Below are 25,806 nucleotides of genomic sequence, written 5' to 3'. Positions count from 1 at the left end.
GTTCGGGGTGTACATGCATTCTGCGCCCGACTCAGGCTACCCCCACATTAAGCTATCATTGCGTCTTTCCCCTTCAAAGATTGACTGCCATGACTGCCTCAACCGACACCTTGCTCAGCACCCTCGAACACTGCGACATGGTGGAAATCGACGGGCTGCATGCCTTTGAATTCTCCCTCGATGAAGACGACAACCTGCACATCGAATGCATGGACGGCCGTGCCGCAAAACGTTGGGAGTTCACCCCGGCGCAGATCCAGGCTGCGATCTTTGATCCTGCCTTGCAGAGCTGGGTCATCACCGGCGATTCCGGAGAGCATCGGCTGGTGTGCATGACCGCTTTCCGCGGTGATGATGACGAGGATGAAGTGAATGAGGATGCGTAATCTCTGGCCACTGTTGATGGCTGGCAGCGTCGGCGCCATGGGCGTTCAGACGGCAGCGGCCGATCAATATCAGTTGTTGGTGGGGTCGTACACCGCCGGCCAGAGCCAGGGCATTTACCGCCTGAATTTCGACAGCGCCACCGGGCAGATCGACGCCAAGCCCCTGCAGGTGGTCAAGAGTGAAAACCCGTCCTGGCTGACCCTGTCCAACGATCAGCGCTATCTGTTCGCGGTCAACGAAAACGGCCCTGGCCAGAAAGACCCGGTCGGGCGCGTCAGCAGTTATGCGATCGATTCGAAGACCCATGAACTGAGCCTGATCAATCAGGTGCAGAGCCTGGGCAACGAGCCGACCCATTCGAGCCTCAGCGGCGATGCCAGCCATTTGTTCGTCAGCAATTACTCAGTGGCTGAAGATCCGGGCGGCACGTTGGCGGTGTTGCCGGTGGGCGCCGATGGCAAGCTCAAAACCGTCGTTCAGATGAGCAGTCACCCGTCCAGCCGGGTCAACCCCGAACGGCAGATGTCGGCACATGTGCATTCGACGGTGTCCTCGCCAGATGGCAAGTTTGTGTTCTCCAATGATTTGGGGGCGGACAAGATCTTCGTCTATCGTTTCGATCCGAAGGGCAACCCGGACTTGCCGTTGACCCCGGCGACACCGGCGTCGGTCCAATTGCCGCCCGGCAGCGGGCCGCGGCACTTGCTGTTCAGCGCGGACGGCAAGCACGCCTGGCTGACCATGGAAATGAGTGCGCAGGTCGCTGTGTTCGATTACCGGAACGGCACGCTCGAGCAAACGCAGATGGTCGATTTGGCGGCCGGGCAACCGACGTCGGACAAGGCGGCCGCGGCGTTGCATGCCTCAAGGGATGGCAAGTTCCTCTATGTCAGCAATCGCGGAACGGCCAATCAGCTGCTGGTGTTTGCCATCGACCCAACCACCGGCCACCTCAAGGAGCTGCAACGCCGTTCGGTGGAAGGTGATCACCCGCGCGAGTTCAGCCTCGACCCGAGTGGCGGCTTCGTGCTGATCGGTAATCAGAAGAGCAACCAGATTGTCGTGGTCGAACGCGATGCCAAGAGCGGTCTGCTGGGTAAAACCGTGCAGAAACTGCCGATGGATGCCCCGAGCGACCTCAAGTTCGTGGTGCGTCAATAGGCCGCAGGCCCCGGTTGATGGGGCCTGCCTCCTTCTATTAATGACGCTGATATCTGCTAATGCTACAAAAGATTTCAAGGCGCCAGCCTCGACGGTTAAGTTTGCTTCACGGCCCCACCGGGCAAGCAAGCCAACTGACTTCGAGGAATACCGCCATGAACTTCAATCTTTTCTCTGTAATCGCCGCTTCCGCTATTTCTGCCACCGTTGCTCTGCCTGCCAGCGCCAACGTTGAAATCAGCGACAAAAAATCCCACACCCAAAGCTACACCCAGAAATACCTGCAACAGAGCGCCAACTTCTACGCCGCGCTGGATCACAAAACCCAAGCCTGAAAGCCTGGCCCTGCACCCTTTATGCAGGAGCGAAGTCACTTGCGCCGATCAAGCTGAAAAGCTTCGAGAACGCCTGAGTGATGTCGCTCCTGCATAACGCGTTTACGACAGCATCATATTGCTATCAATGCACTGCTTGATATCACATAGCCATGAGTTTAAATTTGACGCTGACTTATTGACTCCTTCTCTAATAAAAAGGATCGACAGCATGGCGATGCGTCTGGCCGTGGCACTTCTGTTCCTCTATTCGACCCCCATTTTATCGGCAGCAACGCCCATCCCAGGCGAGCCCGACGCAGCGCGTGAACGCATGATTAGTTTTATTGAAGGCTGAAATAGACTGGCTTAATGATCAACGAAGCTGATGCTTACTATGGATAACCTTGAGTGGTTGTCACGGCTTTTTTGATCGATTCTGTGGGCACTGAAACATGCCCACGGAGAACATCATGGCCAGCACAATCCTCACTTCAGCCAAATACGGCGCCTACCTGGCCATCGGTCTTTACGTGGCGCTGGTGTCGGTCGTCAGCATTACCGCGCAATCGCAGCACGAATTCGAAGCACCGATTCAGGTCGCTTATCCCGCCATTCAGTTCGAACACCGTGTGCAAAACGCCGTGGTCGATCACGCAGACGTGGCGGGAGTGGCAGGGGCATGAAAGGGGTCAGACTCTGGATCATTGCCTTGCTGGCGTTCATGACCAATGGCTCATCCCTGTTGGGAATCGGGCAAGCCTCGGCAGGCTCTGTCGCGCGGTCGATCGAAGCCAATCACAACATGGCTCACAACATCCAGACCGCCAAGGCTCTGGGCCTGCTGGCCGGTAATCCGCCGATGAAACGCCCAGGCGATTTCTTCGGGCCGTTCCAGATTGATTGCTCGGTGCTGCAGATGTGTGAGGTGTTTGCTTGAATCGCGAACCGACGCGGTCGATTGTGGCGAGGGAGCTTGCTCCCGCTCGGCTGCAAAGCAGTCGTAAATCCAGAAGCTCGATGTGGCTGACGAAAAGAAGGGCCGCTTCGCAGCCCAGCGGGAGCAAGCTCCCTCGCCACAGGGGGTTGCTACTTGGCCATAATTGCGCAGAACAGGTCTGACTCCAAAAACCGTTGCAACCACGCCTGCAAACGCCGATAGGGCGTCTGCCCGAACCACTCGCGATCCACATGGGCGAATTGCCGAATGAACGGCATCAGCGCAACATCCGCCAGGCTCGGATGGTTCGCCAACAAATAGTCGCGCCCCTCCAGCAACTCATCCAGCTTGCGCAAGAACACCTCGCCCTCGGCGCGATAAAATTCCATCGGCTGCTCGGGGTAACGCTCGGCGTACTTGTAGCGATTCAGATGCACCTTGAACGCCTGATCGTTCTCTTCGATCAGCGCAGCGATCTGCGCTTGCGCCGCAGGATCCCCGGTGAGCAACCAATCCTGAGGATCGTGCTGCGCCAGCGCCCAGCGCATGATCGACAGGCTTTCATCGATCACTCCACCGTCCACACTCAGCACCGGCACCGTGCCTTTGCTCGACAGCGCCAGCATCTCGGCAGGCTTGGCCTTCAGGCTGACCTCGACGATGTTCACCGCAACCCCCGAGTAACGCAGGGCCATCCGCGCCCGCATCGCGTACGGGCAGCGGCGGAAGGAGTACAGCGTATTCATTTCACCTCCAGCGTACTCAGACCGTTGCCCTGGCGGTGGACCTGAATCTGTACCGGAATCCGTTCGTGCATTTCCTGAACGTGGGAAATCACCGCGACCTTGCGGCCCTGCGCCTGCAAACCGTCGAGGGCATCCATGGCCAGTTGCAGGGATTCCGGGTCAAGGCTGCCGAAGCCTTCGTCGATGAACAGCGATTCGATTTTCAGCGTGCTCGACGCCATCGACGCCAGGCCCAATGCCAGTGCCAGGGAGACGAGGAAGGTTTCGCCGCCGGACAACGAATGCACCGAGCGCAGTTCGTCGCCCATCTCGGTGTCCATCACCAGCAACCCGAGCATGCTGCCGCCGCGCTTCAAGCGATAGCGCCGCACCAGTTGCCGTAGCTGGACGTTGGCGTGATGCACCAGCAGGTCGAGGTTGTAGGCCTGGGCGATCTTGCGGAAGGTGTCGCCGCTGGCGGAACCGATCAACGCATTCAGGCGCGCCCAACGCTGGTACTCGGTGTAGGCGTCGGCGATCTGTTGGGTCAACGCCTGATTGGCGTTTTGTCGGCGCTGATCCTCGGCCTGTTCAGCGCGCAGTTCGGCGCAATGGTGCTCGCTGGCGGCAAACTGGCCTTGCAGTTCGTTCAGGGCGGTAGCCAGTTGCTCGGCATCGAGATTGCCGTTGTGCTGCGCCTGGTGAAGGGTCAGGCGTTTATCGCGCTCCTGTAACAACACCTTGGCTTGTTCGATGGCTTTTTCGTTGTGCTGCAAGCGTTGGCGCAATTCGCTGACCTGTTGGTCGTCGACGCTCAGCAACTGCTCCAGGCCGCCGTCATCCAGTTCCGGATGCAAGGCGCGCCAGTCGGCGATCTTCGTGTTCAGTTCGCGGTCTTCGGCTTCCAGGGCGATCAGGCGGTCTTGCTGCGCTTTCAGTTCCGCCGCCAGTTGCACCAGCCGTGTGCGTACGGATTGCAGTTCCTGATTCGCAGCTGTTTCGGCATGGCGCGCCTGTTCGACAGCCTGATCCAGCTGCTGCTGCCACTGTTCGGCGCTGCTGTGGGAGCCGAGCAATTGCGTCAGTTGTTGCTGGCAGGTCTGTTGCTGCTCGGCGAGGGCAGAGAATTGTTGCTGGGCCGCTTCCAGCTGCTGGACGCGGGTCAGTTGACGATCCTGTTCCTTCTCCAGCGTCTGCTGGCGTTGTTGCTGTTCGCTGAGTTCGTCGCGTTGCTGATCGAGTTGTTCCAGGCGCTGGGCGATCTGCCGGTCGAGCTGCATGAAGGTAGCGGCAGGCTCATTGCGCAAGGCGTCCAGTGTGTCGGCCGGGAGCAGGGTGCTGAACGCGGTCAGTTCTTCGTCCAGACGCTGGCGATCATTGCTTAGTTCGCGTTGCTGATTGGCCAGATGCTGGGCTGCCTGCAGGCTCGCGGTTTCAGCGCTGCGCAGTTGCTGTTGAAGGCGCGCGGCGTCCTGTTGCAGGGTGAGCAGGGCGGTTTGCCGCTGTTCGTCCTGGGTGATGCTTTGGTTCAACTGGCTGTTTTGCTGGTTCAGCCAGGCATCGCGTTTTGCGCTGTCCTGAGAAAACAACTGCGCTGACAGCGGGTGCACATCGAGGCTGGGGGCCAGGTTCTGCTGCTGTGCGACGAGCTGTTCCTGCTGTTGCAGCAACTCCTTTTGTTGCGCAATCACACCGCCGACTTCGGTGCGCAGGTCGGTGAGTTTTTCCTTGAGCAAATCCACCGCTTTCTGTGCGTTGGCCTGTTCGCTTTCATCATGGCGACCGAGGCTTTGCAATAGCGCCTCGGGCTGATGATAAGGATGGTCCAGGCTGCCGCAAACCGGGCACGGCTGATCATCCTGCAACTGCTCGCGCAGTTCTTCCACGCTGGCGCTGCGGGCCAGGCGCTGGCGTTCCAGCAGTTCGCGAGTCACCGTCAGGGTCTGTTCGGCGACGGTCAGTTCGTTTTTGGTTTTCACCCCGTCCTGGGTCAGGCGGTCACGTTCCTGCTGGGCAATGGTTTGGCGTTGCTGCAGTTCCGCGATGCGCTTGTCCAGCTCCTGCTGGCTGGCCCACAGACGCGTCAGTTCCTCAAAGCTGCGCAGTTGCTTGCGATTGTCTTGCAACAGATTGCCCAGCAACTGGATCTGTTCGGCCACCGCTTCCGGCTCGGCGCCGGCCTCTTTGTAGAGCACTTCCAGGTTTTGTTTTTGCGTGGCCCATTCTTCGGCGGCACGGCTGGCGTTGAACTGCAGTGACGCCAGTTCGGCCTGCCCCTTGTTCAGGCGATTGCCGATCAGCATCAACTGCTGAAGACGGTCGCGGTAGGCGTTCCAGGCGTCGCTGAGCGGCGCAAGATGGGTGCTTTGCTCAAGCTCGGCAGCAATCCGTTGCAGGCGCTCGGCGACCCGATTCTGCTGATCGAGCAAACCTTGGATTGTCTGTTGGCCTTCAGAGCAGGCCAGTTCTGCCTGCTGCTTGAGGTCGGCACTGAGGCCGGTGTCCTTGATCAGGCGGGCGAGGGTGCTTTGCGCCTCAAAGGCCTGACGCAGCAGTGGCACACTTGATGTGTGTTGGCTTTGCGCCTCGACCAGCGCGGTTTGCGCGGCGCCCAGACTGTGTTCGAGTTGCGTCTGACGCGCCTGCAACTCCTGTTCTTGCCGGGTGTGCTGCTGAATCTGCTCAGCCAGCGGCGTGAGGCGGGCACTGAGTTCGGTCTGACGGGCGAACTGGTGCCGTTGGGGCGCCAGGTGTTCCAGGCGGGTCAGCTTCAGGCGTTCGCCGGCCAGGCTTTCCCAATCCTGTTGGGCGCTGGTCAGTTGTTCGGTGGCGCTGAGCTGTTCGTCCTGCAACTGGCGCAGCTCTTTCAGCCACGTGTGTTGCAGCTCTAATTGCTTGAGTTGCGCCTGTTGGTTCTTGAGTTGCTGCTGCGCCTCATTGAAGCGTTCATCCAGCTCCGCACGGGCTTCGGGCGCCAGCGGTGTGACGCCGGTCGCTTGATCCTGCAACAGCTTGTGGGTTTCGCGGGCCTCTTTGGTCTTGTCGAACGCGCGACGACCCAGGCGCGTGTAGAGCGCAGTGTCGGTGAGTTTTTCCAGCAGTTCGCTGCGCTCGTTGTCATTGGCTTTGAGGAACGCACTGAACTCACTCTGGGCCAGCAACACGGCGCGGGTGAACTGCTCGAAGTTCAAACCGAGGACGGCTTCGAGCTGGGCCTTGAACTCGACTTTCTGACTGGCCAGCAGCTGATCCAGGTCGATGTCGCGCAAACTTTGACGGCTGGCTTGCAGCTTGCCGCCGGCCTTTTCCCGGGCGCGATTGGCTTCCCAGCGAGCGCGGTAGCGGCGGCCATCGATGCCGACGAAATCCACTTCGGCATAGCCTTCACCGGTGCCGCGACGCAGCAGTGTGCGAGGGTCGCCGGTGCTGATCTCGCCGTCGGCGTCCGGCGCCTTGGCCGACACTTGAGCGTTGCTCAGTCGTGGCACGGCGCCGAACAGCGCCAGGCACAAGGCATCGAGCAAGGTGCTTTTGCCGGCGCCGGTGGGCCCAGTGATCGCGAACAAACCGGCGCTGGCCAGCGGTTCGGCGGTGAAGTCGATTTCAAACGGCCCGGCCAACGATGCGAGGTTTTTCAGGCGGATCGCGAGAATTTTCATGGCTGTTCGCTCTCCATCTGCACGTCCTGCAACAACTCGGCAAAGTCTTGCAGCGTTTGCTCGTCGACTTCGCTGCCGTAGTTGTCCAGCCAGGCGCGGCTGAACAGTTCCTGAGGCGTGAGTTGGTCCAGTTCGATCAGGGGGGCGCCGTCATCGACGCCATCGCGACTGCCGTTGCCCGCGTACTCAGCGGCGATGCGCACCAGGCGCACGGCTTTGCCTTGCAGGGCCGATTCCACCTGGTGGCGCAAATCAGGTTGCGGCTCATCCAGGCGAACCCGGACTTCCAGCCATGGCTGACGCTGAATATCCGCCAGCAGATCGATGTTCGGCAGGTCGGCGAGTTGCAGGAGGATATCGGCCAAGGGCGCGGGGCCGATGCGTTGCAGGTTCACGGCGCGGGGAATCAGTTTCGGCTCCACGCTGACCAGGGTTTCGCCGTCGAGCTGGATATCGAGAATCTGATGCTGATAGCCGATTTCGGAGAACGACAATGGAATTGGCGAGCCGCTGTAGCGAATGCGCTCTTCACCGTTGACCTTCTGCGGCTTGTGCAAATGACCGAGGGCGACGTAGCTGATGCTCGGGCCGAACAGGCTGGCAGGCAGCGCTTCAGCATTGCCGATGATCAGGCTGCGCTCGGAGTCTTCCGACACCGAGCCGCCGGCCATGTGCGCATGACTGATGGCAATCAGCGCCTGGCCCTTCTTGCGCTTGGCGTTGGCGGCTTCGATCAGCCATTCATGAACCTGGCCGATCCCGCGCAGATAATTGTCGCCCAGATGCGCGCCGGTCACTTCGGCAGGCCGCAGGAACGGCAGCGCCAGGCACCAGGCGACAGTTTTGCCCTTGGCGTCCGGCAGTGGCAGCAGCAAACGCTCGGCGTCGAGCTGCCCGTCATCCAGCCACAACACACGACCCAGAGCGTGGGTACGCAAACGACGCATCAGCGGTGCGGGCAGTTCGATGCGCGAACCTGAATCGTGGTTGCCGGCGATCATCACGATGGTCAGCTTCGGTTGTTGTTCATGGGCGCTGACGATGAAGTCGTAGAGGCGCTCCTGGGCTTTGACCGGTGGATTGACCGTGTCGAAGATGTCGCCGGCGATCAGCAGCACATCGGGCTGGTCCAGCTTCAACTGGCGCAACAGCCACTCGAGGAAACAACCGTGCTCGAAATCACGGTCCTGGCCGTGCAGGTTCTGCCCAAGGTGCCAGTCGGAGGTGTGAAACAGACGCAAGGCGAGCTCCGTAGGAAATGAGGTAATAGCCGCGAGGAAAATGACAGCGGCGAAAAGGGGGAGAGTTTACGGGTAAACACATTTGATCGCTCGATGGATCTGATCAAGCCGAAACCTGTGGCGAGGGAGCTTGCTCCCGCTGGGCTGCGAAGCAGACCCCTTCAATCTTTCTGATACACCGAGTCGCCTTGATTTACGACTGCTGCGCAGTCGAGCGGGAGCAAGCTCCCTCGCCACAAAAGCTCTCTTCATCTCAGGGCAGTGTTTATTTCGGATAAAGCGGCGGCAACCCACTGTCGCCGACCGGATCATGAACCCGCTCGGCAATCGGGATCGCCTTGATCGCGCGCCACAACTCTTCTCCCTGCCAATGCTGGCCAGTTTCGCTGTACAGCGCCCCGTTCAAACCATCCAGCGCGTCCGATAACGGCACAAATCGCGCCGCCATGTCGGCCAGGGTTTCCGGTTGTTGCCGGGCCCAGGCGTCGAGGGCCTGACGGGTGGCGTGGGGGTCGTTGGCCTGGCAGGCGCGCTTGAGGTCGTCGAGCACGGTGCGCGGGCTCGGGCCGGCCTGGGCCGCGCGCAGGATCGCCGGTTGCCAGCGGGCGCGCCACCAGAGGCCAAAACCCAGCAGAGTGGTGCAGGCCAGCATCACGGTGCTGAGTTTCCACCACCAGAGTGCTTCGTTGTCGGCAGCGGAAATGACCGTCGGCATGCCCGCCGGGCTATCGACCATCAATCCCGGATTGTTCGCTACTTGCAGGGTCCGGGCCGGCAGGCTGGTGTGCTCCAGGTGATCCTCGAACGTGTTCCACCAGACGACCTCCACCGCCGGCAACTCGACGTCACCGTCGCGAACAGGCACCAGCGCCTCACGGTCCTCACGGCTGCCGATCAGGCCGCGCTCGCTGTTCTGGTTGACCAGCACCGGCTGATCCGGATAACGGCGCAAGCCATTGACATCGGTCACCGGCAACGGTGGCAGTTGAGAACTGGCCAGGCCTTCAGCCCTCAAGGTCAGGCTGCGAGTCAGCGAATCGCCCACCTGCGCGTGATCCGGCTCAGGGTTCCAGCTCTCGCTCAAGCTCAGGCTGCGGGCCGGTAACCAAGGCACGTCAGCCGGATAGGTGGCTGGTTTTGCCTTGACGGTCAGCGGCAGTTGGGCCGAGCTGACGCGCATTAGTTTGCCAGACTTCGGCACCTGGGATTCGGCGTCCTGGGCCGGCTGGGCGTCGACCAGCGTGGCGCTGAAAATCTGCGCCGGAATGATCAACTGGCCGCTGTGTTGCGGGTAGATCGCGTAGCGCAGTTCAATCACGCCATGGCGCAGGCCGTTGATGTCTTTTTCGTATGTCCGCGACTCACCCAGTTGCTCGATGCGCGCATCGGGAATCTGCAACGGGGTCAGGCTGCTGTCGTCGTACAGCGAAACGGAATGGTAGATGCGCAAGGTCAGGATCGCCTGGGCCTGCACGTACACGCTGCTCTGATCGAGGCTGGCGTCGATGAACACCGGCGCCAGCTTGTTCTTGCTGTCCTGGGTTTCGCTTTCTACCACTTGCAGGGTAATCGGCTGGCTTTGCGCGTCGCCCAGTTGCAACGTGGGAATCACCACGCTGCCGTTCTGGCGCGGCAGCAGGGTGATGATCCAGCGGGTGGTGGCGCGGTTGTCGCCGTTAATGGTGGTCAACTGGTTGACCTGGCGGGTGCCGCGAACGTCGAACAGCGGCTCCAGCGCCGTCAGGTCGGGCTTGCCGAACTGCGTCACGTCGTTGGATTCCAGGGTCAGCTCGACCGTCTCGCCGGAGTTCAGGCGACTGCGATCGACACTGGCGACCAGCCCCGCAGCCTGGGCCTGAACTGTCCAGAGAAACATGGCAAGCAAGAAAGCGGTGAAGCGGGTCATCGAGTTTTTTCCTGATCCTGATGTTGTTGCTGTTCGTACCAGAATTTGCGTCTGAGCAATTCACCCGGATCATCCGGAATCTTGCGCAGCCATTGCTCCAGCGCCTGACGCTGTTCGCCATCGATGGCATCGCCGGCCGGGCGCAATGGCGGGGTGGTGCTTTGTTCGTCGCCCAACTCACTGCCGGGCACTTCATTGGTGCCGGGGCGCGGGGCTGTCGTATCCGACTGTTCCGCATCGGGTGTAGCCGTCTGGGCGTCGGACTTCGGTTCGCCACTGTTCGACGGTTGGGTGGCGGCGCCGGGCGGCGGTTCCTGCGGGGTTCCGGTCTCGTCGCCTTCGGTTTTGTCCGGCTCGACGGGGGCCGGTGTGTTTTTCTGTTTGAGCAGATTTTCCACCAAGGCCTTGTTGGTCTGCGCCGGGCGCAGGTCTGGTTGACGTTCCAGCGCCTGTTCGTAAGCATCCAGCGCGGCTTCCAGCTCTCCGCTCTTTGCCAGCGCGTTGCCACGATTGTAGTGGGCGTGGGCGTCATTGCCTTCGGCGAACCGCTGGGCGGCGCCGCTGTAGTCGCCGGACTCATAGAGCGCGACGCCTTGCCATTGTCGATCTTCGAAGTGTTGCGCGGCTTCGGCGGGGCGCTTCTTCTTGAGCAGGTGCAGCCCCTGTTGATCCGGGCGCAGCCACAAGTCCTCAAAGTCGAAGGCGTAGCTCGGTTGCGGAAACAGGAACAGCAACGGCAGGCAGAACAACCAGCCGCGACGACCGGCGCAGGCTGCCAACAGCAGCAACGGCAACAACAGCCAGTAACCCTGATCGGCCCAGGTATCGAGGCGCAAGGTCTGGCCATCGTTGCGCAGATGACGTGGACCGTCGAGCAGGCCGAGGGCGCGCAGGTCGGCGTCGTCCAGCCCCCCATGGCGATAACGCCCGTCGAGGCCGTTGACGAACGCTTTCAGGCTCGGCTCGTCCAGGTGCGGGACCAGAATTGCGCCCTGATCGTCCTTGAGGAAACTGCCGTCTTCCTGCGTGATTGGCGCACCTTCGGCGGTGCCGATGCCGAGCATCAGGAATTCTGTCGACTTGCCGTCCAGCGCCTGCTGAATCCCTTCGCGTTCCAGGTCGGTCAAGGACGAGCCGACCAGCAGGATCCTGCCGTCACCCAAGGCACTCTGAGTCAACAGCGCAAGGGCCTTGTTCACCGCAAGGTCGGCGCGATGGCCTGCCAGGGGCATCAGCGACGGTTTGAGCGCATCCAGCAGATTACGACTGGTGGAGAGGTCATCCGACAGCGGCACCAGCGTGTGCGCGCTGCCTGCGTAGACAACAATGGCGGTCTGCGCGTCGCTGCGATTCTGCAGCAGGTCGAACAGCTTGCGCCGGGCCTGTTCCAGCCGGTTAGGCGTCACGTCGGTGGCGAGCATTTCCGGGGTCAGCTCCAGAATAACCACCAGCGGGTCGGCCGGTTTCTGACTGGTTTGCTCGACACGCTCCCAGCTCGGTCCGAGCAGCGCCAGTATCGTTAACAGCCACGCTACGCCGAGCGCGACCCACGGCAGTTTGCTCTCGCGTCCGTTGCCGCCACTGAGCAGCGCGGAATGAAAGGCGGGTGGCAGAATCATCTGCCAGCGACCGGCGCGCTTCTGCCGATGCCAGAGCTGCCAGAGCAACCAGCCGAGCAGCGGCAACAGCAGCAGCCACCAAGGGCGGAACCAGTAAGGCCACAGTTCGCTCATCGGCGCCTCCGCAGGCGCAGGCGCTTGAGCCGTTGGCGCCAGTCAGGCAATGGTGTCTGCAAGAACAGATCCCTGGTAAACAGACGCTGCAACGGGTTGTCCGGCCAGCGTTCGCGGATGACCAGCAGCATGCTCAACAGCAGCGCTATCGCCAGCGGCCAGTGATACAACGTCTGCGCCGGACGGGCCTGGGTCGGTTGTTGAGTCACCGGCTCCAGTTGATCGAGAGTTTCCTTGATCGCTTGCAACTCCTTGCCGTCGCGAGCGCGGAAATACTGGCCGCCCGTGGCGGCGGCGATGGCCTTCAACGCAGGTTCGTCGAGGTCCAGGCTCGGGTTGATCCCGAGGAATGCTGCGGTGCCGCTGTCCTCGGGATCGGCGCCGATGCCGATCGGGTAGATTTTCACGCCTTCATTGGCCGCCAGCCGCGCTGCCGTCAGCGGGTCGATTTCGCCGCCGTTATTGGCGCCGTCCGTCACCAGAATCAGCACGCGGCTTTGCGCCGGACGCATGCGCAGGCGTTTGATCGCGAGGCCGATAGCGTCGCCGATGGCGGTGTTCTTGCCGGCGATACCGATGCGCGCTTCGTCGAGCCAGACCCGCGCAGTGCGCCGGTCAAACGTCAGGGGTGCCTGCAGATACGCCCGGCTGCCGAAGAGGATCAGGCCGACACGGTCGCCTTCGCGACTCTCCAGAAAATCGCCGAGCAAATGTTGCACCAGCGTCAGGCGGCTGACTTCATCGTCTCGCCACTGCATGTCGGGGAAGTCCATGGAGCCGGAAACGTCCACCGCCACCAGCAGGTCACGGCCACTGGCGGCAATGGGTAACGGTTCGCCGAGCCACTGCGGGCGCGCCGCGGCGATCAGCAAAAACAGCCACAGCAGCATGAACGGCGCTTGCTGGCGCCAGGCCGGCAGATTGGCCCGAGCGCGACGCCGGGCCAGGCCTTCGAGGTCGCTGAGGAAACTGACTTTGAGCGCCGGTTCGCCGCTGTCGGCCACCGGCAGCACGATGCGCATTAACCAGGGCAGCGGCAGTAGGGCGAAGATCCAAGGCCAGGCGAACTCAAACATGTTTGCGAATCCACGTGTCGACGGCTTGCGTCAGGCCGGCGATGGCCTTGTCGTCGAGTTTGCATTCGGGTTTGTAAGCGCCTTCGACCAACACCATCCAGCGCGTCAGGCCGGCGGCCGGGCAGCGGTTGTCGAGGAATGCCAGCCATTTGCGCCCGTTGAGGGTGTGGCTCTGGCTGTAGGGGTAATGGTTGCGGCACAGGCGTTTGAGCAGGCCGTTGAGCTGCTGCAGCCAGGCGCCGGCCGGTGCGCCGTCGTACGGTTTGGGCATCAACGCCAGTTCCGCCAGTGCGGCGAGGCGTACCGGGTCCAGCGGTTGTTCGGCACGCACGATGGGGCGCTTGTTGGGCAGGAAGCGCCGCGCCTTCCACAGGCCGAAACCGATCAGCGGCAGCAACAACAGCAACAACCACCAGCCCGGCGCGGGTGGCCAGAAGCCTGGTGGAGGAGGGGAAATCAGCGGTTGCAGTTGATCGAGGCTGCTCATCGATGTTTCCCCGGCTTCTGCGGGTTCAGGTACTCGCGCAGTTGTTCGACCATCTCGCTCTGGGTGCTCAGGGGCATCAACAATACGCGAAGCTTTTGCGCGAGCAATTCCCAATGGGCGATGCGCGCTTCAGCCTGGGCGCGGTAGGTCTGGCGCAAGTCGAAATTCAGCGTGTCGAGTTCCAGCTGCGCGCCGCGTTCGACAAACCGCAAAAGGCCGGCAGCGGGCAGGGCGTGGTCCAGTGGATCGGACAGCGGCAGCAGCAACAGGTCGCAATGGCGGGACAGCAAGCTTAGTTGCTGTTCGGAGCCCTCGGTCAACGCGCGCTCGTCGCAGATCACGATTACCAGGCTGCCGGGGCGCAGCACCTCCCGGGCACGACGCAGGGCCAGGTTGAGGGCATCGCGGTTCTGTTCGCTTTCGGTGTGCAACGACTGATTGACACGCACCAGTCGGTTGAGAAATTGCAGCAGGCTTTGTTTGCTGCGCCGGGGCTTGATTTCGTAGTGTTCGGTATCGCCGAACACCAGCCCGCCGACGCGATCGTTATGGCCGAGCGCAGCCCAGCCAATCAGGCTCGCGGCCTGGGCGGCGAGCACCGATTTGAACATCAGCCCTGAACCGAAAAACAGCCGTCGGCTTTGCTCGACCATAATGAAAATCGGTCGCTCGCGTTCTTCATGGAACAGCTTGGTGTGCGGCTCCTGTGTGCGGGCGGTGACGCGCCAGTCGATGCTGCGTACGTCGTCGCCGGCCTGATAGACCCGCACCTGGTCGAAGTCCACGCCACGGCCACGCAGCTTGGAGTGGTGCAGGCCGATCAGCGGGCTGCGCTGGCTCGGCGTGGAAAACAACTGCACTTCACGCACACGATGGCGCATCTCGATCAGCTCGGCGAGGCTGACGCGGATGCCCGGCTCGGGCGGCAGGATGGCGTTCATCGGGGTCAAGCGACGGCTACAACGTCGAGAATCCGCTGGACCACCCGGTCCTGGTCGATGCCAGCGGCTTCGGCTTCAAAGGAAAGAATGATGCGGTGGCGCAACACGTCGAACAGCACGGCTTGAATGTCTTCCGGGCTGACGAAGTCGCGACCGGCCAGCCAGGCGTGGGCCCGGGCACAACGGTCGAGGGCAATCGAGCCACGCGGGCTGGCGCCGTAGGCGATCCACTCGGCCATCTCCGGGTCGAACTTGGCCGGGGTGCGTGTGGCCATGACCAGTTGCACCAGGTATTCCTCCACGGCGTCGGCCATGTACAGACCGAGGATTTCCTTGCGTGCGGCGAAAATGGCCTGCTGGCTGACCCGGCGCTCGGGCTTGGTCTCGCCGTTCAAGGCTTCGCCACGGGCTTGTTGCAGGATGCGCCGTTCGACCGCCGCGTCCGGGAAACCGATTTTCACATGCATCAGGAAGCGATCGAGCTGGGCTTCTGGCAGCGGATAGGTGCCTTCCTGCTCGATCGGGTTTTGCGTGGCCATCACCAGGAACAGCGGCGACAGCTCGTAGGTGCTGCGCCCGACACTGACCTGTCGCTCGCCCATGGCCTCGAGCAGCGCCGACTGAACCTTGGCCGGGGCCCGGTTGATTTCGTCCGCCAACACCAGGTTGTGGAAGATCGGGCCTTGCTGGAATACGAAACTGCCGGTTTCCGGGCGATAGATTTCCGTGCCGGTGATGTCGGCAGGCAACAGGTCGGGAGTGAACTGAATGCGATGGAACTGGGCTTCGATGCCTTCGGCGAGTTCTTTGATCGCTTTGGTCTTGGCCAGACCCGGCGCGCCCTCGACCAGCATGTGGCCGTCGGCAAGCAAGGCGATGAGCAAGCGCTCGATGAGTTTTTCCTGGCCGAGAATCTGCGTTGAAAGAAAGGTTCGCAGCGCGAGCAGCGCTTCACGATGTTCCATCGATGACTGTTCCTGGAAAGGTGACCGAAGACGTTCGAATAACGCCAGGGCTGGGGGCGTTACTTTAATCCATCGCGGGGGGCGGCGACTAACGGCATTTTGTGCAAAGTGCGGGAATAGATGGGTGAAAGTGTTGGAAATTTGTGCGGGTCGGGGAGTGGTGGCGTTGATTCGGGCCTCGTCGCGAGCGGGCTCGCTGCCACAGTGACCGGGTTCTGTCGGAAAAACCGCGATCGATTGTGGACGCGAGGCTGCTCGCGACGAGGCCGGTACAGTTACTGAAATTCAGAGCTGGCTGATATAGGTGCCAGTACCTTTGAGAATGTTCTGCAACGTTTCTTCCACCTCAGCCAGATCACTCGCATCGGTACTGTGAATGATCTCCAGCGAATCATCGCCATTCAATGCATCCGCATCCGCCGCCGCGATTTCGATCAGTAACCGGGTAGGGCTGAGCGTCACTTTCACGCCGTCCAGCGTCGAAGGCTCGCCATCAAGGGTGATCTCCAGCTCGTCCTCGTCGGGATAGCGGCTCATCAGGAACATCTCACCCTGATCGCTGTGGCAGGCGAGCATGGCCATGTTGTCTTCTTCCTCGTCACACGGGTTGACGATCAACAGGGAGGTGGTCATTTGCATGGGGAAATCCTGGCTCGGCGAGCGTTGTGAACACAACAAAAGGCAATTCTGCCAGCCCTCGGGAATTTCTGCTCGGTCGAGTGTCAGAGAATGTGTCGTGAACATTCGGGGCGGTGCTGGTCATTTCTGGCACGAATGTGCCGCAAATCCGGGCATAAAACGCCCAATTTCCTACACGGCTGCTAGTGTTGTTCGATGCGCAGGCCTTGAGCTGCGTGCCGATGACCGAATATGTCGCAGCGCTGCAAGCACGGGCCTTGCCGCACTCGTTAAGCTGCGCAACGGATGAGCACCTGTAAAGACATTGCGCTAGAGGTTCGCCAGTCGTTTTTGCAGATGCCCATTCATGGAAGGTGAATGTGACCTGAGTGTCTCGTCCAGCTTCACCCACCTGTCACCCTGTTTCCTCTGCCCGAGAATCAGGAACAGGGTGACGGATCGCCCCGAAAGGGGTTTTGCACGCGACGCTTCCATCAATAACAAGCCCAAGCGGAGTACCACAGATGGCGTTCTTCACCGCAGCCAGCAAAGCCGACTTCCAGCACCAACTGCAAGCGGCACTGGCGCAGCACATCAGTGAACAGGCACTGCCACAAGTGGCGCTGTTCGCTGAACAATTCTTCGGCATCATTTCCCTGGACGAGTTGACCCAGCGTCGGCTGTCCGACCTCGCTGGCTGTACCCTTTCTGCGTGGCGCCTGCTTGAGCGCTTCGATCACGCGCAACCACAGGTTCGCGTCTACAACCCTGATTACGAACGCCACGGCTGGCAGTCGACCCATACCGCGGTCGAAGTGCTGCACCACGACCTGCCATTCCTGGTGGACTCGGTGCGTACCGAGCTGAACCGTCGCGGCTACAGCATTCATACCTTGCAAACCACAGTGCTGAGCGTGCGTCGCGACAGCAAGGGAGAATTGCTGGAAATCCTGCCGAAAGGCACCCAGGGCGAAGGGATCCTGCAAGAATCCCTGATGTACCTGGAAATCGACCGTTGCGCGAACACGGCCGAACTGAACGTCCTGAGCAAAGAGCTGGAGCAGGTTCTCGGTGAAGTCCGCGTCGCGGTCGCCGATTTCGAGCCGATGAAAGCCAAGGTCCAGGAAATCCTGACCGGCCTGGACAACAGCCAGTTCGCTGTCGACGCTGAAGAAAAAGCCGAAATCAAAAGCTTCCTGGAATGGCTGGTGGGCAACCACTTCACGTTCCTGGGCTATGAAGAATTCGTGGTGCGTGATGAAGCCGACGGCGGCCACATCGTTTACGACCAGGATTCCTTCCTCGGCCTGACCAAACTGCTGCGCACCGGCCTGACCTACGATGACCTGCGCATCGAAGACTACGCCGTGAACTACCTGCGCGAACCGACCCTGCTGTCGTTCGCCAAGGCTGCACACCCAAGCCGCGTGCACCGTCCGGCTTACCCGGATTACGTATCGATCCGCGAGATCGACGCCGACGGCAAGGTCATCAAGGAATGCCGTTTCATGGGCCTGTACACCTCGTCGGTGTATGGCGAGAGCGTGCGGGTCATCCCGTACATCCGTCGCAAGGTCGAAGAGATCGAACGCCGCTCCGGCTTCCAGGCCAAGGCTCACCTGGGCAAGGAACTGGCGCAGGTGGTTGAAGTGCTGCCCCGTGATGACCTGTTCCAGACCCCGGTCGACGAGCTGTTCAGCACTGTGATGTCGATCGTGCAGATCCAGGAACGGAACAAGATCCGCGTGTTCCTGCGCAAAGACCCGTACGGTCGTTTCTGCTACTGCCTGGCCTACGTGCCGCGTGACATCTACTCCACCGAAGTGCGCCAGAAGATCCAGCAAGTGCTGATGGATCGCCTGAAAGCCTCGGACTGTGAGTTCTGGACATTCTTCTCCGAGTCCGTGCTGGCCCGCGTGCAACTGATTCTGCGCGTCGATCCGAAAAACCGTCTGGACATCGACCCGGTCCTGCTGGAAAAAGAAGTGGTACAAGCCTGCCGCAGCTGGCAGGACGACTACGCCAGCCTGGTCGTGGAAAGCTTCGGCGAAGCACACGGTACCAACGTGCTGGCGGATTTCCCGAAAGGCTTCCCGGCCGGTTACCGCGAGCGTTTCGCTGCGCATTCGGCCGTGGTCGACATGCAGCACCTGCTGAGCCTGAGCGAAAAAAACCCGTTGGTGATGAGCTTCTATCAGCCACTGGGCCAGGTATCCGGCCAGCGCGAGCTGCATTGCAAGCTGTACCACGCCGATACCCCGCTGGCACTGTCCGACGTGCTGCCGATCCTGGAAAACCTCGGCCTGCGCGTGCTGGGTGAGTTCCCGTATCGCCTGCGTCACACCAATGGCCGCGAGTTCTGGATTCACGACTTCGCGTTCACCGCCGCCGAAGGCCTGGAACTGGACATCCAGCAACTCAACGACACCCTGCAGGACGCTTTCGTCCACATCGTGCGCGGCGATGCCGAGAACGATGCGTTCAACCGTCTGGTGCTGACCGCCGGCCTGCCATGGCGTGATGTGGCGCTGCTGCGTGCCTACGCCCGCTACATGAAGCAGATTCGTCTGGGCTTCGACCTGGGTTACATCGCCAGTACCCTGAACAACCACACCGACATCGCTCGCGAACTGACCCGGTTGTTCAAGACCCGTTTTTACCTGGCGCGCAAGCTCACCAGCGATGATCTGGAAGACAAGCAGCAACGCCTGGAACACGCGATCCTGAGCGCGCTGGACGACGTCCAGGTGTTGAACGAAGACCGTATCCTGCGTCGCTACCTGGACCTGATCAAGGCGACCCTGCGGACCAACTTCTACCAGACCGATGCAAACGGGCACAACAAGTCCTACTTCAGCTTCAAGTTCAACCCGCACCAGATTCCAGAACTGCCGAAGCCGGTTCCGAAGTTCGAAATCTTCGTTTACTCGCCGCGCGTCGAAGGCGTGCACCTGCGCTTCGGCAACGTCGCTCGCGGTGGCCTGCGCTGGTCCGACCGTGAAGAAGACTTCCGTACCGAAGTCCTGGGCCTGGTAAAAGCCCAGCAAGTGAAGAACTCGGTCATCGTGCCAGTGGGCGCGAAGGGCGGCTTCCTGCCGCGTCGCCTGCCGCTGGGCGGCAGCCGTGACGAGATCGCGGCCGAGGGCATCGCCTGCTACCGCATCTTCATTTCGGGCCTGTTGGACATCACCGACAACCTGAAGGACGGCGCGCTGGTTCCGCCGGCCAACGTCGTGCGTCATGACGACGATGACCCGTACCTGGTGGTCGCTGCGGACAAGGGCACTGCAACCTTCTCCGACATCGCCAACGGCATCGCCATCGACTACGGCTTCTGGCTGGGTGACGCGTTCGCGTCCGGCGGTTCTGCCGGTTACGACCACAAGAAAATGGGCATCACCGCCAAGGGCGCATGGGTGGGCGTACAACGTCACTTCCGCGAACGCGGCATCAATGTCCAGGAAGACAGCATCACCGTAGTGGGCGTCGGCGACATGGCCGGTGACGTGTTCGGTAACGGCTTGCTGATGTCCGACAAGCTGCAACTGGTCGCTGCGTTCAATCACCTGCACATCTTCATCGACCCGAACCCTGAGCCTGCGAACAGCTTCGCCGAGCGTCAGCGTCTGTTCGATCTGCCGCGTTCGGCATGGTCGGATTACGACACCAGCATCATGTCCGAAGGCGGCGGGATCTTCTCCCGTAGCGCGAAAAGCATCGCGATTTCCCCGCAGATGAAAGAGCGCTTCGACATTCAAGCGGACAAGCTGACTCCGACCGAACTGCTGAACGCCTTGCTCAAGGCGCCGGTAGACCTGTTGTGGAACGGCGGTATCGGCACCTACGTCAAAGCCAGCACCGAAAGCCACGCCGATGTCGGCGACAAGGCCAACGATGCGCTGCGCGTGAACGGTAACGAGCTGCGCTGCAAAGTCGTGGGCGAGGGCGGCAACCTCGGCATGACCCAGCTGGGTCGTGTCGAATTCGGCCTCAATGGCGGCGGTTCCAACACCGACTTCATCGACAACGCCGGTGGCGTGGACTGCTCCGACCACGAAGTGAACATCAAGATCCTGCTGAACGAAGTGGTTCAGGCCGGTGACATGACCGACAAGCAACGTAACCAGTTGCTGGCGAGCATGACCGACGAAGTCGGCAACCTGGTGCTGGGCAACAACTACAAGCAGACTCAGGCCCTGTCCCTGGCGGCACGCCGTGCGTTCGTACGGATTGCCGAATACAAGCGTCTGATGAACGATCTGGAAGGCCGCGGCAAGCTGGATCGCGCCATCGAGTTCCTGCCGTCGGAAGAAGCGATCAACGAGCGTCTTGCGGAAGGCCATGGCCTGACCCGTGCCGAGCTGTCGGTGCTGATCTCCTACAGCAAGATCGACCTCAAGGCGCAGTTGTTGGACTCCCGTGTGCCGGACGACGACTACCTGACGCGCGACATGGAAACCGCTTTCCCACCGAGCCTGGTGAGCAAGTTCTCCGAAGCCATGCGCCGTCACCGTCTGAAGCGTGAGATCGTCAGCACCCAGATCGCCAACGATCTGGTCAACCACATGGGCATCACCTTCGTTCAACGACTCAAAGAGTCGACCGGCATGAGCCCGGCGAACGTGGCCGGTGCCTACGTGATCGTGCGTGACATTTTCCATCTCCCGCACTGGTTCCGTCAGATCGAAGCCCTGGACTACCAGGTTTCCGCTGACGTTCAACTGGAGCTGATGGACGAACTGATGCGCCTGGGCCGTCGCGCTACGCGCTGGTTCCTGCGTGCCCGTCGCAACGAGCAGAACGCTGCCCGTGACGTCGCGCATTTCGGTCCGCATCTGAAAGAGTTGGGTCTCAAGCTCGACGAACTGCTGAGCGGCGAGATCCACGAGAACTGGCAAGCCCGCTACGAGGCGTACGTCGAAGCCGGCGTGCCGGAGTTGCTCGCACGCATGGTGGCTGGCACTTCGCACCTGTACACCCTGCTGCCGATCATCGAGGCCTCCGACGTGACCGGCCAAAACCCTGCGGACGTGGCCAAGGCCTACTTCGCTGTGGGCAGTGCGCTGGACATCACCTGGTACCTGCAACAGATCAGCGCTCTGCCGGTTGAAAACAACTGGCAGGCCCTGGCCCGTGAAGCGTTCCGCGATGACGTCGACTGGCAGCAACGTGCGATCACCATCTCCGTCCTGCAACAGGGCGACGGTTCTCAGGATGTGGAAACACGCCTGGCGCTGTGGATGGAAGAGCACGTCGGCATGATCGATCGCTGGCGCGCCATGCTGGTGGAAATCCGTGCCGCGAGCGGCACTGATTACGCCATGTACGCGGTGGCCAACCGTGAACTGCTGGATCTGGCGTTGAGCGGGCAGGCGGTAGTGCCTGTTACTGCCACTGTCAGTGCAGAACTGGAGCCTGCGGCCTGATCAGTCGCTGAATGAAAAAGCCCCGCATTGAGAGATGCGGGGCTTTTTTTCTGCTTTGGGTTTTGTGGTGTTTGATAAGGCCCCGTCGCGAGCAGGTTCGCTCCCACATTGGAATGCATTCAAATTGTGGGAGCGAACCTGCTCGCGACGGGGCCATTAGCCTTAATACAACTTACGACTTGAATTATTATCAATCATCGATACTTTATCTGTCGGCCCGGTCAATAAATTGCTGAGCGACTGGTCAAACTTCTGCAATGCCCGAACTTGCACATTTTGCTGTTCATTAATATCCGCCACGATCTCTTCGCTGCGTTTATAGTCCGCCCACACCGGGCTCAATGCTTTGGCATCGTGGCCTTGCGCAGTCCCGATGTAATTAAAGCTGGCATCATAAAAAATCGCACTCACATCGGCCTCGACGTCGGAACTGCGCGAGGTGATCAATTGGCTGCGGGTGTCGACAATCGCCACCATGTCCGGTTTTGCGGCCTTGAGGCTTTGCATGTCCGGGTACACGGTTACCGAACCGAACTGACGTTGCAAGGATGCCTTGACCCAATCCACCGCCATGTCGGGCCTGGAGGTGGCAACGTAGGCATCATGAATCGGTTGCACCAGCAGACTCTGGCCGAAACCGGTGCCGGCATTCGCCTGGTAGTCCTGAAGATAGGCACGGTTGGTCTGAGTGTTGCGGCTGTAAACGATGCCCAGCGATACATGACTGCCGCTGGCGACATGGGTGGCGCTGCTACGGCCGACGGGGGCGGTGAAGACACCGTCGAGTGAAGAAACGGCGGTTGGCGCGGTGGGAATTGAACATCCGGTTAAAACAGCGGTGATCGTCAAGGTACTGACAAGTGCAAGTTTCATGGGGGTTTCTCCAGTGAAACAACTTGAGTCGTCAAGTGTAAGTTGCCGAGCGAGTCGGCGGTGTTTTCAGACTAAACCTGTCGGTACTTAATGAAATAGCCAATAACCGCACTTATCAGGTGGCCAATAGTTTTTATTTGGTTTAAATCGTTTCGTTTAATTGCGTAGAGAAATAAAAAGGCCCGAACGTCAGATTCGGGCCTGTTTATTTATGGCTGTACGCTCAGCTATCAGTTTTCCAAGGGGATCAACACTTTCTCGTCGGGGGACAACACCATGAATACCAGGAGTTTGGCCGGCTTGGTCGCGCTGGCATTTTTCGAGACCAGATGCTCCGACCCGGCCGGTTCATACCAATACTCGCCGGCCTTGAAGGTTTTCGCTTGCTCGCCTTTCACCTGCGAAACGATCGATCCCGAAAGCACGTACGCCATGGCGGTACCTTCGTGTTTGTGGGCGATGGAGGATTGGCCGGGTTTGTAATCGACTTCGATCATCAACGCCTTTTTCCCCGGGACGTTCTTGAGGACTTCGTCCTGCAGGATCGTGACTTTTTCCGAGGGGTCGTGGGCGAATGTCGAGGCAGATACGGTCAGGGCGAAGACGGCGAGCGGGGCAGCAAGTAAACGCAAAACTCTCATGATTCATCACCTGCGGTGGTTAGTTGTCAGGCACAACGTTAGTCCGGCAGTGACGGCAATCAAACAGCCAATATGCGAGAAGGACAGGGGACCAATTACGGGCTTTGATACGTGAAGATCCCGGCTTGCGGCTGCTCTTGCAGGGGTACCCATTGCCCTGCAGGAATGACCGTAAGCCGGGACCTGACTCTCTAGACGATAGGAAAGCTGTTGAAGTCGACGGCGTTGGCCAGTCGGCTGTCGATCAGACCGATGAAGCCTTGGACTTCAGGGCAGTTGAAATGCATCTGCATGGCCGCTTCCGATTGCCAGCGGGCGCTGACGTGCCAGCGGTTGCTGTCTTCGGGGCAGCGGTCGACCATATAGGATTCGCAGCCCGGTTGTTCACGCAGGGTTTCGACAATCTTTTGCAGTTGCCTGCCCAGTTCGTCCGAGCGGCCGGCGGCGGCCTGCACCTTTACGGTATTGATCACTTCGTTGGACATTGCTCACACTCCTGAATCAGGCCGGACGAATCCTGCTCATTGAGGGATAACGCTTATGCAGGATAGGCCCGCACCTTGGGACCGCCAATAGCCAATCGCCGGATAAAAACCCAGACCAATCTGTCAGGCGACTTGCTGCAAAATGTCCCGCAGACGGTCCAGGGCGGTGTCGATGTCGAGGGTTTCAATGGCGCCAAAGCCCATGAGAAGCCCTGCCCGTGGCGCTTGTTGGTAGTAGAAGTCCTCGATGGAATACAGTCCCACTTCAACCTTTTTCGCCAGTTCGATCACCAACGGCATATCGATAGGCACTTTGCACATAAGCACCATGTGAAACCCGGCGGTGCTTTGGATGGCTTCGAACCAAGGGGACAGGTCACCTGCCACACGCGTCAGGATTCGCTCGCGACGCCCGGCGTAGATCGTATGGCACCGGCGAATATGCTTGAGCAGGCAGCCTTCGGCGATGAACTTGGCCAGCGCCCACTGGGGTAGGGTGGAGGTATGCCGGTCGGTGAGTTGCTTGGCCTGGATCACCGCTTCAAGAATCGCTGGCGGCAAAATCGCATAACCGAGGCGCAACTCCGGCAGCAAGGTTTTCGAAAAGGTCCCGACGTAGGCGACGATTCCGCGCTCGTCCATGCTTTGCAGGGAGTCGGTGGGCCGCCCTTCATAGCGGAATTCGCTGTCGTAATCGTCCTCTATGATGATCGCGCCGAGCTCGTAGGCGCGCTCCAGCAATGCCACTCGCCGCGCCTGGCTCATCGGCATGCCCAGCGGAAACTGATGTGACGGCGTGACATAAATCAGCTGCGTACCGAGGGGGATCTTGTCGACCTGAAGGCCTTCGGCGTCGACCGGCACGCCGATCACCGTGGCGCCGTGGGTACCAAACAGCAGGCGCGCGGGCGGGTAGCCGGGGTCTTCCATGGCGACGATGCTGCCGGGGCGGGTCATCACGCGGGAGATCAGGTCCAGCGCCTGTTGCGCGCCGTTGCACACCACCACGTCTTCGTCCTGACAGTTCATGCCACGGGAAAAGGCGATGTGCCGGGCGATCGCGTTACGCAGCGCCGGCAGGCCTTCTGGCAAACTGTAGAAGCCTTTGGAACCGGTCATCTGACGCAGCGCGTGGGAGGTGCAGCGCCGCCAATCGTCCTGTGGAAACTGGCCCTTGCTGGTGGCTCCTCCGATGAAGTCGTAGCGCAGCGAGCCTTCCAGTGTCGGATGGCGCAAAAACACGGGCAGGTTGCGCCACGACTCGATGACCTCGGCACTCGCCAATTGCGAATGGCTTTGCTTGGGCAATGCTTTTGCGGTCCGGGCATTGACGTAGGTGCCTTTGCCGATCACGCCGGTGAGGAAGTTTTCATACGTCAGTTGCGCGTAGGTGTCGGAAATGGTCTTGCGCGAGATGCCCAGCTGTTCGGCCAGCAATCGGCTGGGCGGCAGCTGCGTGCCGGCTGTCAGACGGCCGGATTCGATGGCGCTGCGCAGTTGGTTGTACAACTGGCCTGCCAGGTCCTTGCGGCCGTTGATGACAACATGAAGTTCCATACCGGCGGGGCTCCTAGGGGCGGTTGAGACGCGTGTGCGTCGCGTCAGATTACCCGCAAGCACCGCTGCGCAGAAGTTGCGTGGGTGAAAAACCGAGGATTGGCCTGTTGCCGGGTGGTCCACCGGAATTTCGCTGTATTGGATCTGTAACGCTTGCGCATCGGCGCCTAGTGTAAAAAGCATCAATCGATCCACGAGGCACGCCATGACTTCCCGTCTGGATTACTACAGCGCGTCGCCCAAAGCGATGAAAGCGATGATTGCCATGGAGGCGCTGACCAGTAACCTGAGCATCGAGCCGGCGCTGCTGCACCTGATCAAGATCCGCGCCTCCCAGCTCAATGGCTGCGCCTTTTGTACCGACATGCATTCGGTGGATGCGCGACGGCTCGGCGAGACCGACCGGCGCCTGTATTCAATCGTGGTCTGGCGCGACAGTGGCTTCTTCAACCCACGGGAACGTGCGGCGCTGGCCTGGACGGAGGCGGTGACCTTGCTCTCGCAAAGCCATGTGCCCGACGACGTCTACGCTCTGGCCCGGGAGCAGTTCAGTGAAAGCGAGATGGTCGACCTGACGATCGCCGTCACCACCATCAACAGCTGGAATCGCCTGGCGGTGAGTTTTCGCCAAACACCCAGCGTATGAAGCGGATGTCACACCAGGTTCATCA

Annotated in this window: 22 protein-coding genes; 8 read left to right on the top strand and 14 right to left on the bottom strand. The window is 60.6% G+C overall.

Going from position 1 to position 25,806, the window contains the following annotated elements:
* The first annotated feature begins 89 nt into the window (after window positions 1-89).
* From ACM6IQ_RS05900 to ACM6IQ_RS05875, 6 genes are all read left to right on the top strand, one after another.
* Window positions 90-386 carry a DUF5629 family protein gene (locus ACM6IQ_RS05900; RefSeq protein WP_414878256.1) on the top strand — a complete coding sequence of 99 codons (297 nt, stop codon included), beginning with the start codon at window positions 90-92 and terminating at the stop codon, window positions 384-386.
* The gene (locus ACM6IQ_RS05895) at window positions 379-1,548 is read left to right on the top strand and encodes a lactonase family protein (protein WP_414878283.1); all 1,170 of its coding nucleotides are present in this window, start codon (window positions 379-381) and stop codon (window positions 1,546-1,548) included. Before ACM6IQ_RS05900 ends, ACM6IQ_RS05895 begins: the two co-directional genes overlap by 8 nt.
* Before the next feature lie 155 nt (window positions 1,549-1,703).
* A complete protein-coding gene (locus ACM6IQ_RS05890; protein WP_031318838.1) occupies window positions 1,704-1,883 on the top strand; it encodes a hypothetical protein in 180 nt (59 codons plus the stop codon).
* Between the two features lie 211 nt (window positions 1,884-2,094).
* Window positions 2,095-2,220, top strand: a complete 126-nt coding sequence (locus ACM6IQ_RS05885; RefSeq protein ID WP_017338452.1) for a hypothetical protein — start codon at window positions 2,095-2,097, stop codon at window positions 2,218-2,220.
* A 115-nt stretch (window positions 2,221-2,335) separates the two neighbouring features.
* Window positions 2,336-2,548, top strand: a complete 213-nt coding sequence (locus tag ACM6IQ_RS05880; protein ID WP_017338453.1) for a hypothetical protein — start codon at window positions 2,336-2,338, stop codon at window positions 2,546-2,548.
* Window positions 2,545-2,802 (top strand): hypothetical protein, encoded by a 258-nt coding sequence (locus ACM6IQ_RS05875; RefSeq protein ID WP_017338454.1) that lies wholly within the window; start codon window positions 2,545-2,547, stop codon window positions 2,800-2,802. The genes ACM6IQ_RS05880 and ACM6IQ_RS05875 overlap by 4 nt, the downstream gene beginning before the upstream one ends.
* A 149-nt stretch (window positions 2,803-2,951) precedes the next feature.
* Here the strand turns inward: ACM6IQ_RS05875 and ACM6IQ_RS05870 are convergent, their stop codons facing one another.
* From ACM6IQ_RS05870 to ACM6IQ_RS05825, 10 genes are all read right to left on the bottom strand, one after another.
* Window positions 2,952-3,548: a glutathione S-transferase gene (locus ACM6IQ_RS05870; protein ID WP_414878255.1), complete on the bottom strand. Its 597-nt coding sequence runs from the start codon at window positions 3,546-3,548 to the stop codon at window positions 2,952-2,954.
* Window positions 3,545-7,186, bottom strand: coding sequence for an AAA family ATPase (locus ACM6IQ_RS05865; RefSeq protein ID WP_414878254.1), 3,642 nt, complete (start codon window positions 7,184-7,186; stop codon window positions 3,545-3,547). The genes ACM6IQ_RS05870 and ACM6IQ_RS05865 overlap by 4 nt, the downstream gene beginning before the upstream one ends.
* The gene (locus tag ACM6IQ_RS05860) at window positions 7,183-8,427 is read right to left on the bottom strand and encodes an exonuclease SbcCD subunit D C-terminal domain-containing protein (protein ID WP_414878253.1); all 1,245 of its coding nucleotides are present in this window, start codon (window positions 8,425-8,427) and stop codon (window positions 7,183-7,185) included. Before ACM6IQ_RS05860 ends, ACM6IQ_RS05865 begins: the two co-directional genes overlap by 4 nt.
* A gap of 265 nt (window positions 8,428-8,692) precedes the next feature.
* Window positions 8,693-10,333 (bottom strand): BatD family protein, encoded by a 1,641-nt coding sequence (locus tag ACM6IQ_RS05855; protein ID WP_017338458.1) that lies wholly within the window; start codon window positions 10,331-10,333, stop codon window positions 8,693-8,695.
* On the bottom strand, window positions 10,330-12,066 hold the full coding sequence (locus ACM6IQ_RS05850) for a tetratricopeptide repeat protein (protein WP_414878252.1): 1,737 nt from the start codon (window positions 12,064-12,066) through the stop codon (window positions 10,330-10,332). The genes ACM6IQ_RS05855 and ACM6IQ_RS05850 overlap by 4 nt, the downstream gene beginning before the upstream one ends.
* A complete protein-coding gene (locus tag ACM6IQ_RS05845; RefSeq protein WP_414878251.1) occupies window positions 12,063-13,142 on the bottom strand; it encodes a vWA domain-containing protein in 1,080 nt (359 codons plus the stop codon). Before ACM6IQ_RS05845 ends, ACM6IQ_RS05850 begins: the two co-directional genes overlap by 4 nt.
* Window positions 13,135-13,629: a DUF4381 domain-containing protein gene (locus tag ACM6IQ_RS05840; RefSeq protein WP_017338461.1), complete on the bottom strand. Its 495-nt coding sequence runs from the start codon at window positions 13,627-13,629 to the stop codon at window positions 13,135-13,137. Before ACM6IQ_RS05840 ends, ACM6IQ_RS05845 begins: the two co-directional genes overlap by 8 nt.
* The gene (locus ACM6IQ_RS05835; RefSeq protein WP_017338462.1) at window positions 13,626-14,570 is read right to left on the bottom strand and encodes a DUF58 domain-containing protein; all 945 of its coding nucleotides are present in this window, start codon (window positions 14,568-14,570) and stop codon (window positions 13,626-13,628) included. Before ACM6IQ_RS05835 ends, ACM6IQ_RS05840 begins: the two co-directional genes overlap by 4 nt.
* Before the next feature lie 5 nt (window positions 14,571-14,575).
* The gene (locus ACM6IQ_RS05830) at window positions 14,576-15,535 is read right to left on the bottom strand and encodes an AAA family ATPase (protein ID WP_008150800.1); all 960 of its coding nucleotides are present in this window, start codon (window positions 15,533-15,535) and stop codon (window positions 14,576-14,578) included.
* A 285-nt stretch (window positions 15,536-15,820) separates the two neighbouring features.
* Entirely contained in the window at window positions 15,821-16,174 is a 354-nt protein-coding gene (locus ACM6IQ_RS05825) for a hypothetical protein (protein WP_017338463.1), read from the bottom strand.
* Between the two features lie 503 nt (window positions 16,175-16,677).
* Between ACM6IQ_RS05825 and ACM6IQ_RS05820 the strand changes: the two genes are divergently transcribed.
* On the top strand, window positions 16,678-21,579 hold the full coding sequence (locus ACM6IQ_RS05820; protein WP_414878250.1) for an NAD-glutamate dehydrogenase: 4,902 nt from the start codon (window positions 16,678-16,680) through the stop codon (window positions 21,577-21,579).
* A gap of 162 nt (window positions 21,580-21,741) precedes the next feature.
* Here ACM6IQ_RS05820 and ACM6IQ_RS05815 read toward each other — a convergent pair whose 3' ends face one another.
* The 4 genes from ACM6IQ_RS05815 to ACM6IQ_RS05800 form a co-directional block, all read right to left on the bottom strand.
* Entirely contained in the window at window positions 21,742-22,452 is a 711-nt protein-coding gene (locus tag ACM6IQ_RS05815; RefSeq protein WP_414878249.1) for an ATPase, read from the bottom strand.
* Window positions 22,453-22,682: 230 nt separating this feature from the next.
* Window positions 22,683-23,093, bottom strand: coding sequence for a cupin domain-containing protein (locus tag ACM6IQ_RS05810; RefSeq protein ID WP_414878248.1), 411 nt, complete (start codon window positions 23,091-23,093; stop codon window positions 22,683-22,685).
* Window positions 23,094-23,284: 191 nt separating this feature from the next.
* Window positions 23,285-23,578: a putative quinol monooxygenase gene (locus ACM6IQ_RS05805; protein WP_414878247.1), complete on the bottom strand. Its 294-nt coding sequence runs from the start codon at window positions 23,576-23,578 to the stop codon at window positions 23,285-23,287.
* Between the two features lie 123 nt (window positions 23,579-23,701).
* Window positions 23,702-25,135 carry a PLP-dependent aminotransferase family protein gene (locus tag ACM6IQ_RS05800; RefSeq protein WP_414878246.1) on the bottom strand — a complete coding sequence of 478 codons (1,434 nt, stop codon included), beginning with the start codon at window positions 25,133-25,135 and terminating at the stop codon, window positions 23,702-23,704.
* Between the two features lie 205 nt (window positions 25,136-25,340).
* On the opposite strand from ACM6IQ_RS05800, the gene ACM6IQ_RS05795 reads away from it, so the two are divergent.
* Window positions 25,341-25,781 carry a carboxymuconolactone decarboxylase family protein gene (locus ACM6IQ_RS05795; RefSeq protein WP_017338469.1) on the top strand — a complete coding sequence of 147 codons (441 nt, stop codon included), beginning with the start codon at window positions 25,341-25,343 and terminating at the stop codon, window positions 25,779-25,781.
* Window positions 25,782-25,806 lie beyond the last annotated feature (25 nt).

Source organism: Pseudomonas sp. IT-P100 (assembly GCF_949767185.1).
Classification (GTDB): Bacteria; Pseudomonadota; Gammaproteobacteria; order Pseudomonadales; family Pseudomonadaceae; genus Aquipseudomonas; species Aquipseudomonas fluorescens_B.
The sequence above is the reverse complement of the archived record's forward strand: the minus strand, read 5'-3'. Positions and strand labels throughout refer to the sequence as shown.

Excerpts from the sequence above, each read along its gene's own strand:
- ACM6IQ_RS05815 (WP_414878249.1), bottom strand. The coding sequence starts at position 22,452 with ATGAAACTTGCACTTGTCAGTACCTTGACGATCACCGCTGTTTTAACC.
- ACM6IQ_RS05875 (WP_017338454.1), top strand. The coding sequence starts at position 2,545 with ATGAAAGGGGTCAGACTCTGGATCATTGCCTTGCTGGCGTTCATGACC.
- ACM6IQ_RS05795 (WP_017338469.1), top strand. The coding sequence starts at position 25,341 with ATGACTTCCCGTCTGGATTACTACAGCGCGTCGCCCAAAGCGATGAAA.
- ACM6IQ_RS05855 (WP_017338458.1), bottom strand. The coding sequence starts at position 10,333 with ATGACCCGCTTCACCGCTTTCTTGCTTGCCATGTTTCTCTGGACAGTT.
- ACM6IQ_RS05895 (WP_414878283.1), top strand. The coding sequence starts at position 379 with ATGCGTAATCTCTGGCCACTGTTGATGGCTGGCAGCGTCGGCGCCATG.
- ACM6IQ_RS05805 (WP_414878247.1), bottom strand. The coding sequence starts at position 23,578 with ATGTCCAACGAAGTGATCAATACCGTAAAGGTGCAGGCCGCCGCCGGC.
- ACM6IQ_RS05820 (WP_414878250.1), top strand. The coding sequence starts at position 16,678 with ATGGCGTTCTTCACCGCAGCCAGCAAAGCCGACTTCCAGCACCAACTG.
- ACM6IQ_RS05880 (WP_017338453.1), top strand. The coding sequence starts at position 2,336 with ATGGCCAGCACAATCCTCACTTCAGCCAAATACGGCGCCTACCTGGCC.
- ACM6IQ_RS05830 (WP_008150800.1), bottom strand. The coding sequence starts at position 15,535 with ATGGAACATCGTGAAGCGCTGCTCGCGCTGCGAACCTTTCTTTCAACG.
- ACM6IQ_RS05865 (WP_414878254.1), bottom strand. The coding sequence starts at position 7,186 with ATGAAAATTCTCGCGATCCGCCTGAAAAACCTCGCATCGTTGGCCGGG.
- ACM6IQ_RS05810 (WP_414878248.1), bottom strand. The coding sequence starts at position 23,093 with ATGAGAGTTTTGCGTTTACTTGCTGCCCCGCTCGCCGTCTTCGCCCTG.
- ACM6IQ_RS05825 (WP_017338463.1), bottom strand. The coding sequence starts at position 16,174 with ATGCAAATGACCACCTCCCTGTTGATCGTCAACCCGTGTGACGAGGAA.
- ACM6IQ_RS05835 (WP_017338462.1), bottom strand. The coding sequence starts at position 14,570 with ATGAACGCCATCCTGCCGCCCGAGCCGGGCATCCGCGTCAGCCTCGCC.
- ACM6IQ_RS05885 (WP_017338452.1), top strand. The coding sequence starts at position 2,095 with ATGGCGATGCGTCTGGCCGTGGCACTTCTGTTCCTCTATTCGACCCCC.
- ACM6IQ_RS05845 (WP_414878251.1), bottom strand. The coding sequence starts at position 13,142 with ATGTTTGAGTTCGCCTGGCCTTGGATCTTCGCCCTACTGCCGCTGCCC.
- ACM6IQ_RS05870 (WP_414878255.1), bottom strand. The coding sequence starts at position 3,548 with ATGAATACGCTGTACTCCTTCCGCCGCTGCCCGTACGCGATGCGGGCG.
- ACM6IQ_RS05800 (WP_414878246.1), bottom strand. The coding sequence starts at position 25,135 with ATGGAACTTCATGTTGTCATCAACGGCCGCAAGGACCTGGCAGGCCAG.
- ACM6IQ_RS05850 (WP_414878252.1), bottom strand. The coding sequence starts at position 12,066 with ATGAGCGAACTGTGGCCTTACTGGTTCCGCCCTTGGTGGCTGCTGCTG.
- ACM6IQ_RS05840 (WP_017338461.1), bottom strand. The coding sequence starts at position 13,629 with ATGAGCAGCCTCGATCAACTGCAACCGCTGATTTCCCCTCCTCCACCA.
- ACM6IQ_RS05890 (WP_031318838.1), top strand. The coding sequence starts at position 1,704 with ATGAACTTCAATCTTTTCTCTGTAATCGCCGCTTCCGCTATTTCTGCC.
- ACM6IQ_RS05900 (WP_414878256.1), top strand. The coding sequence starts at position 90 with ATGACTGCCTCAACCGACACCTTGCTCAGCACCCTCGAACACTGCGAC.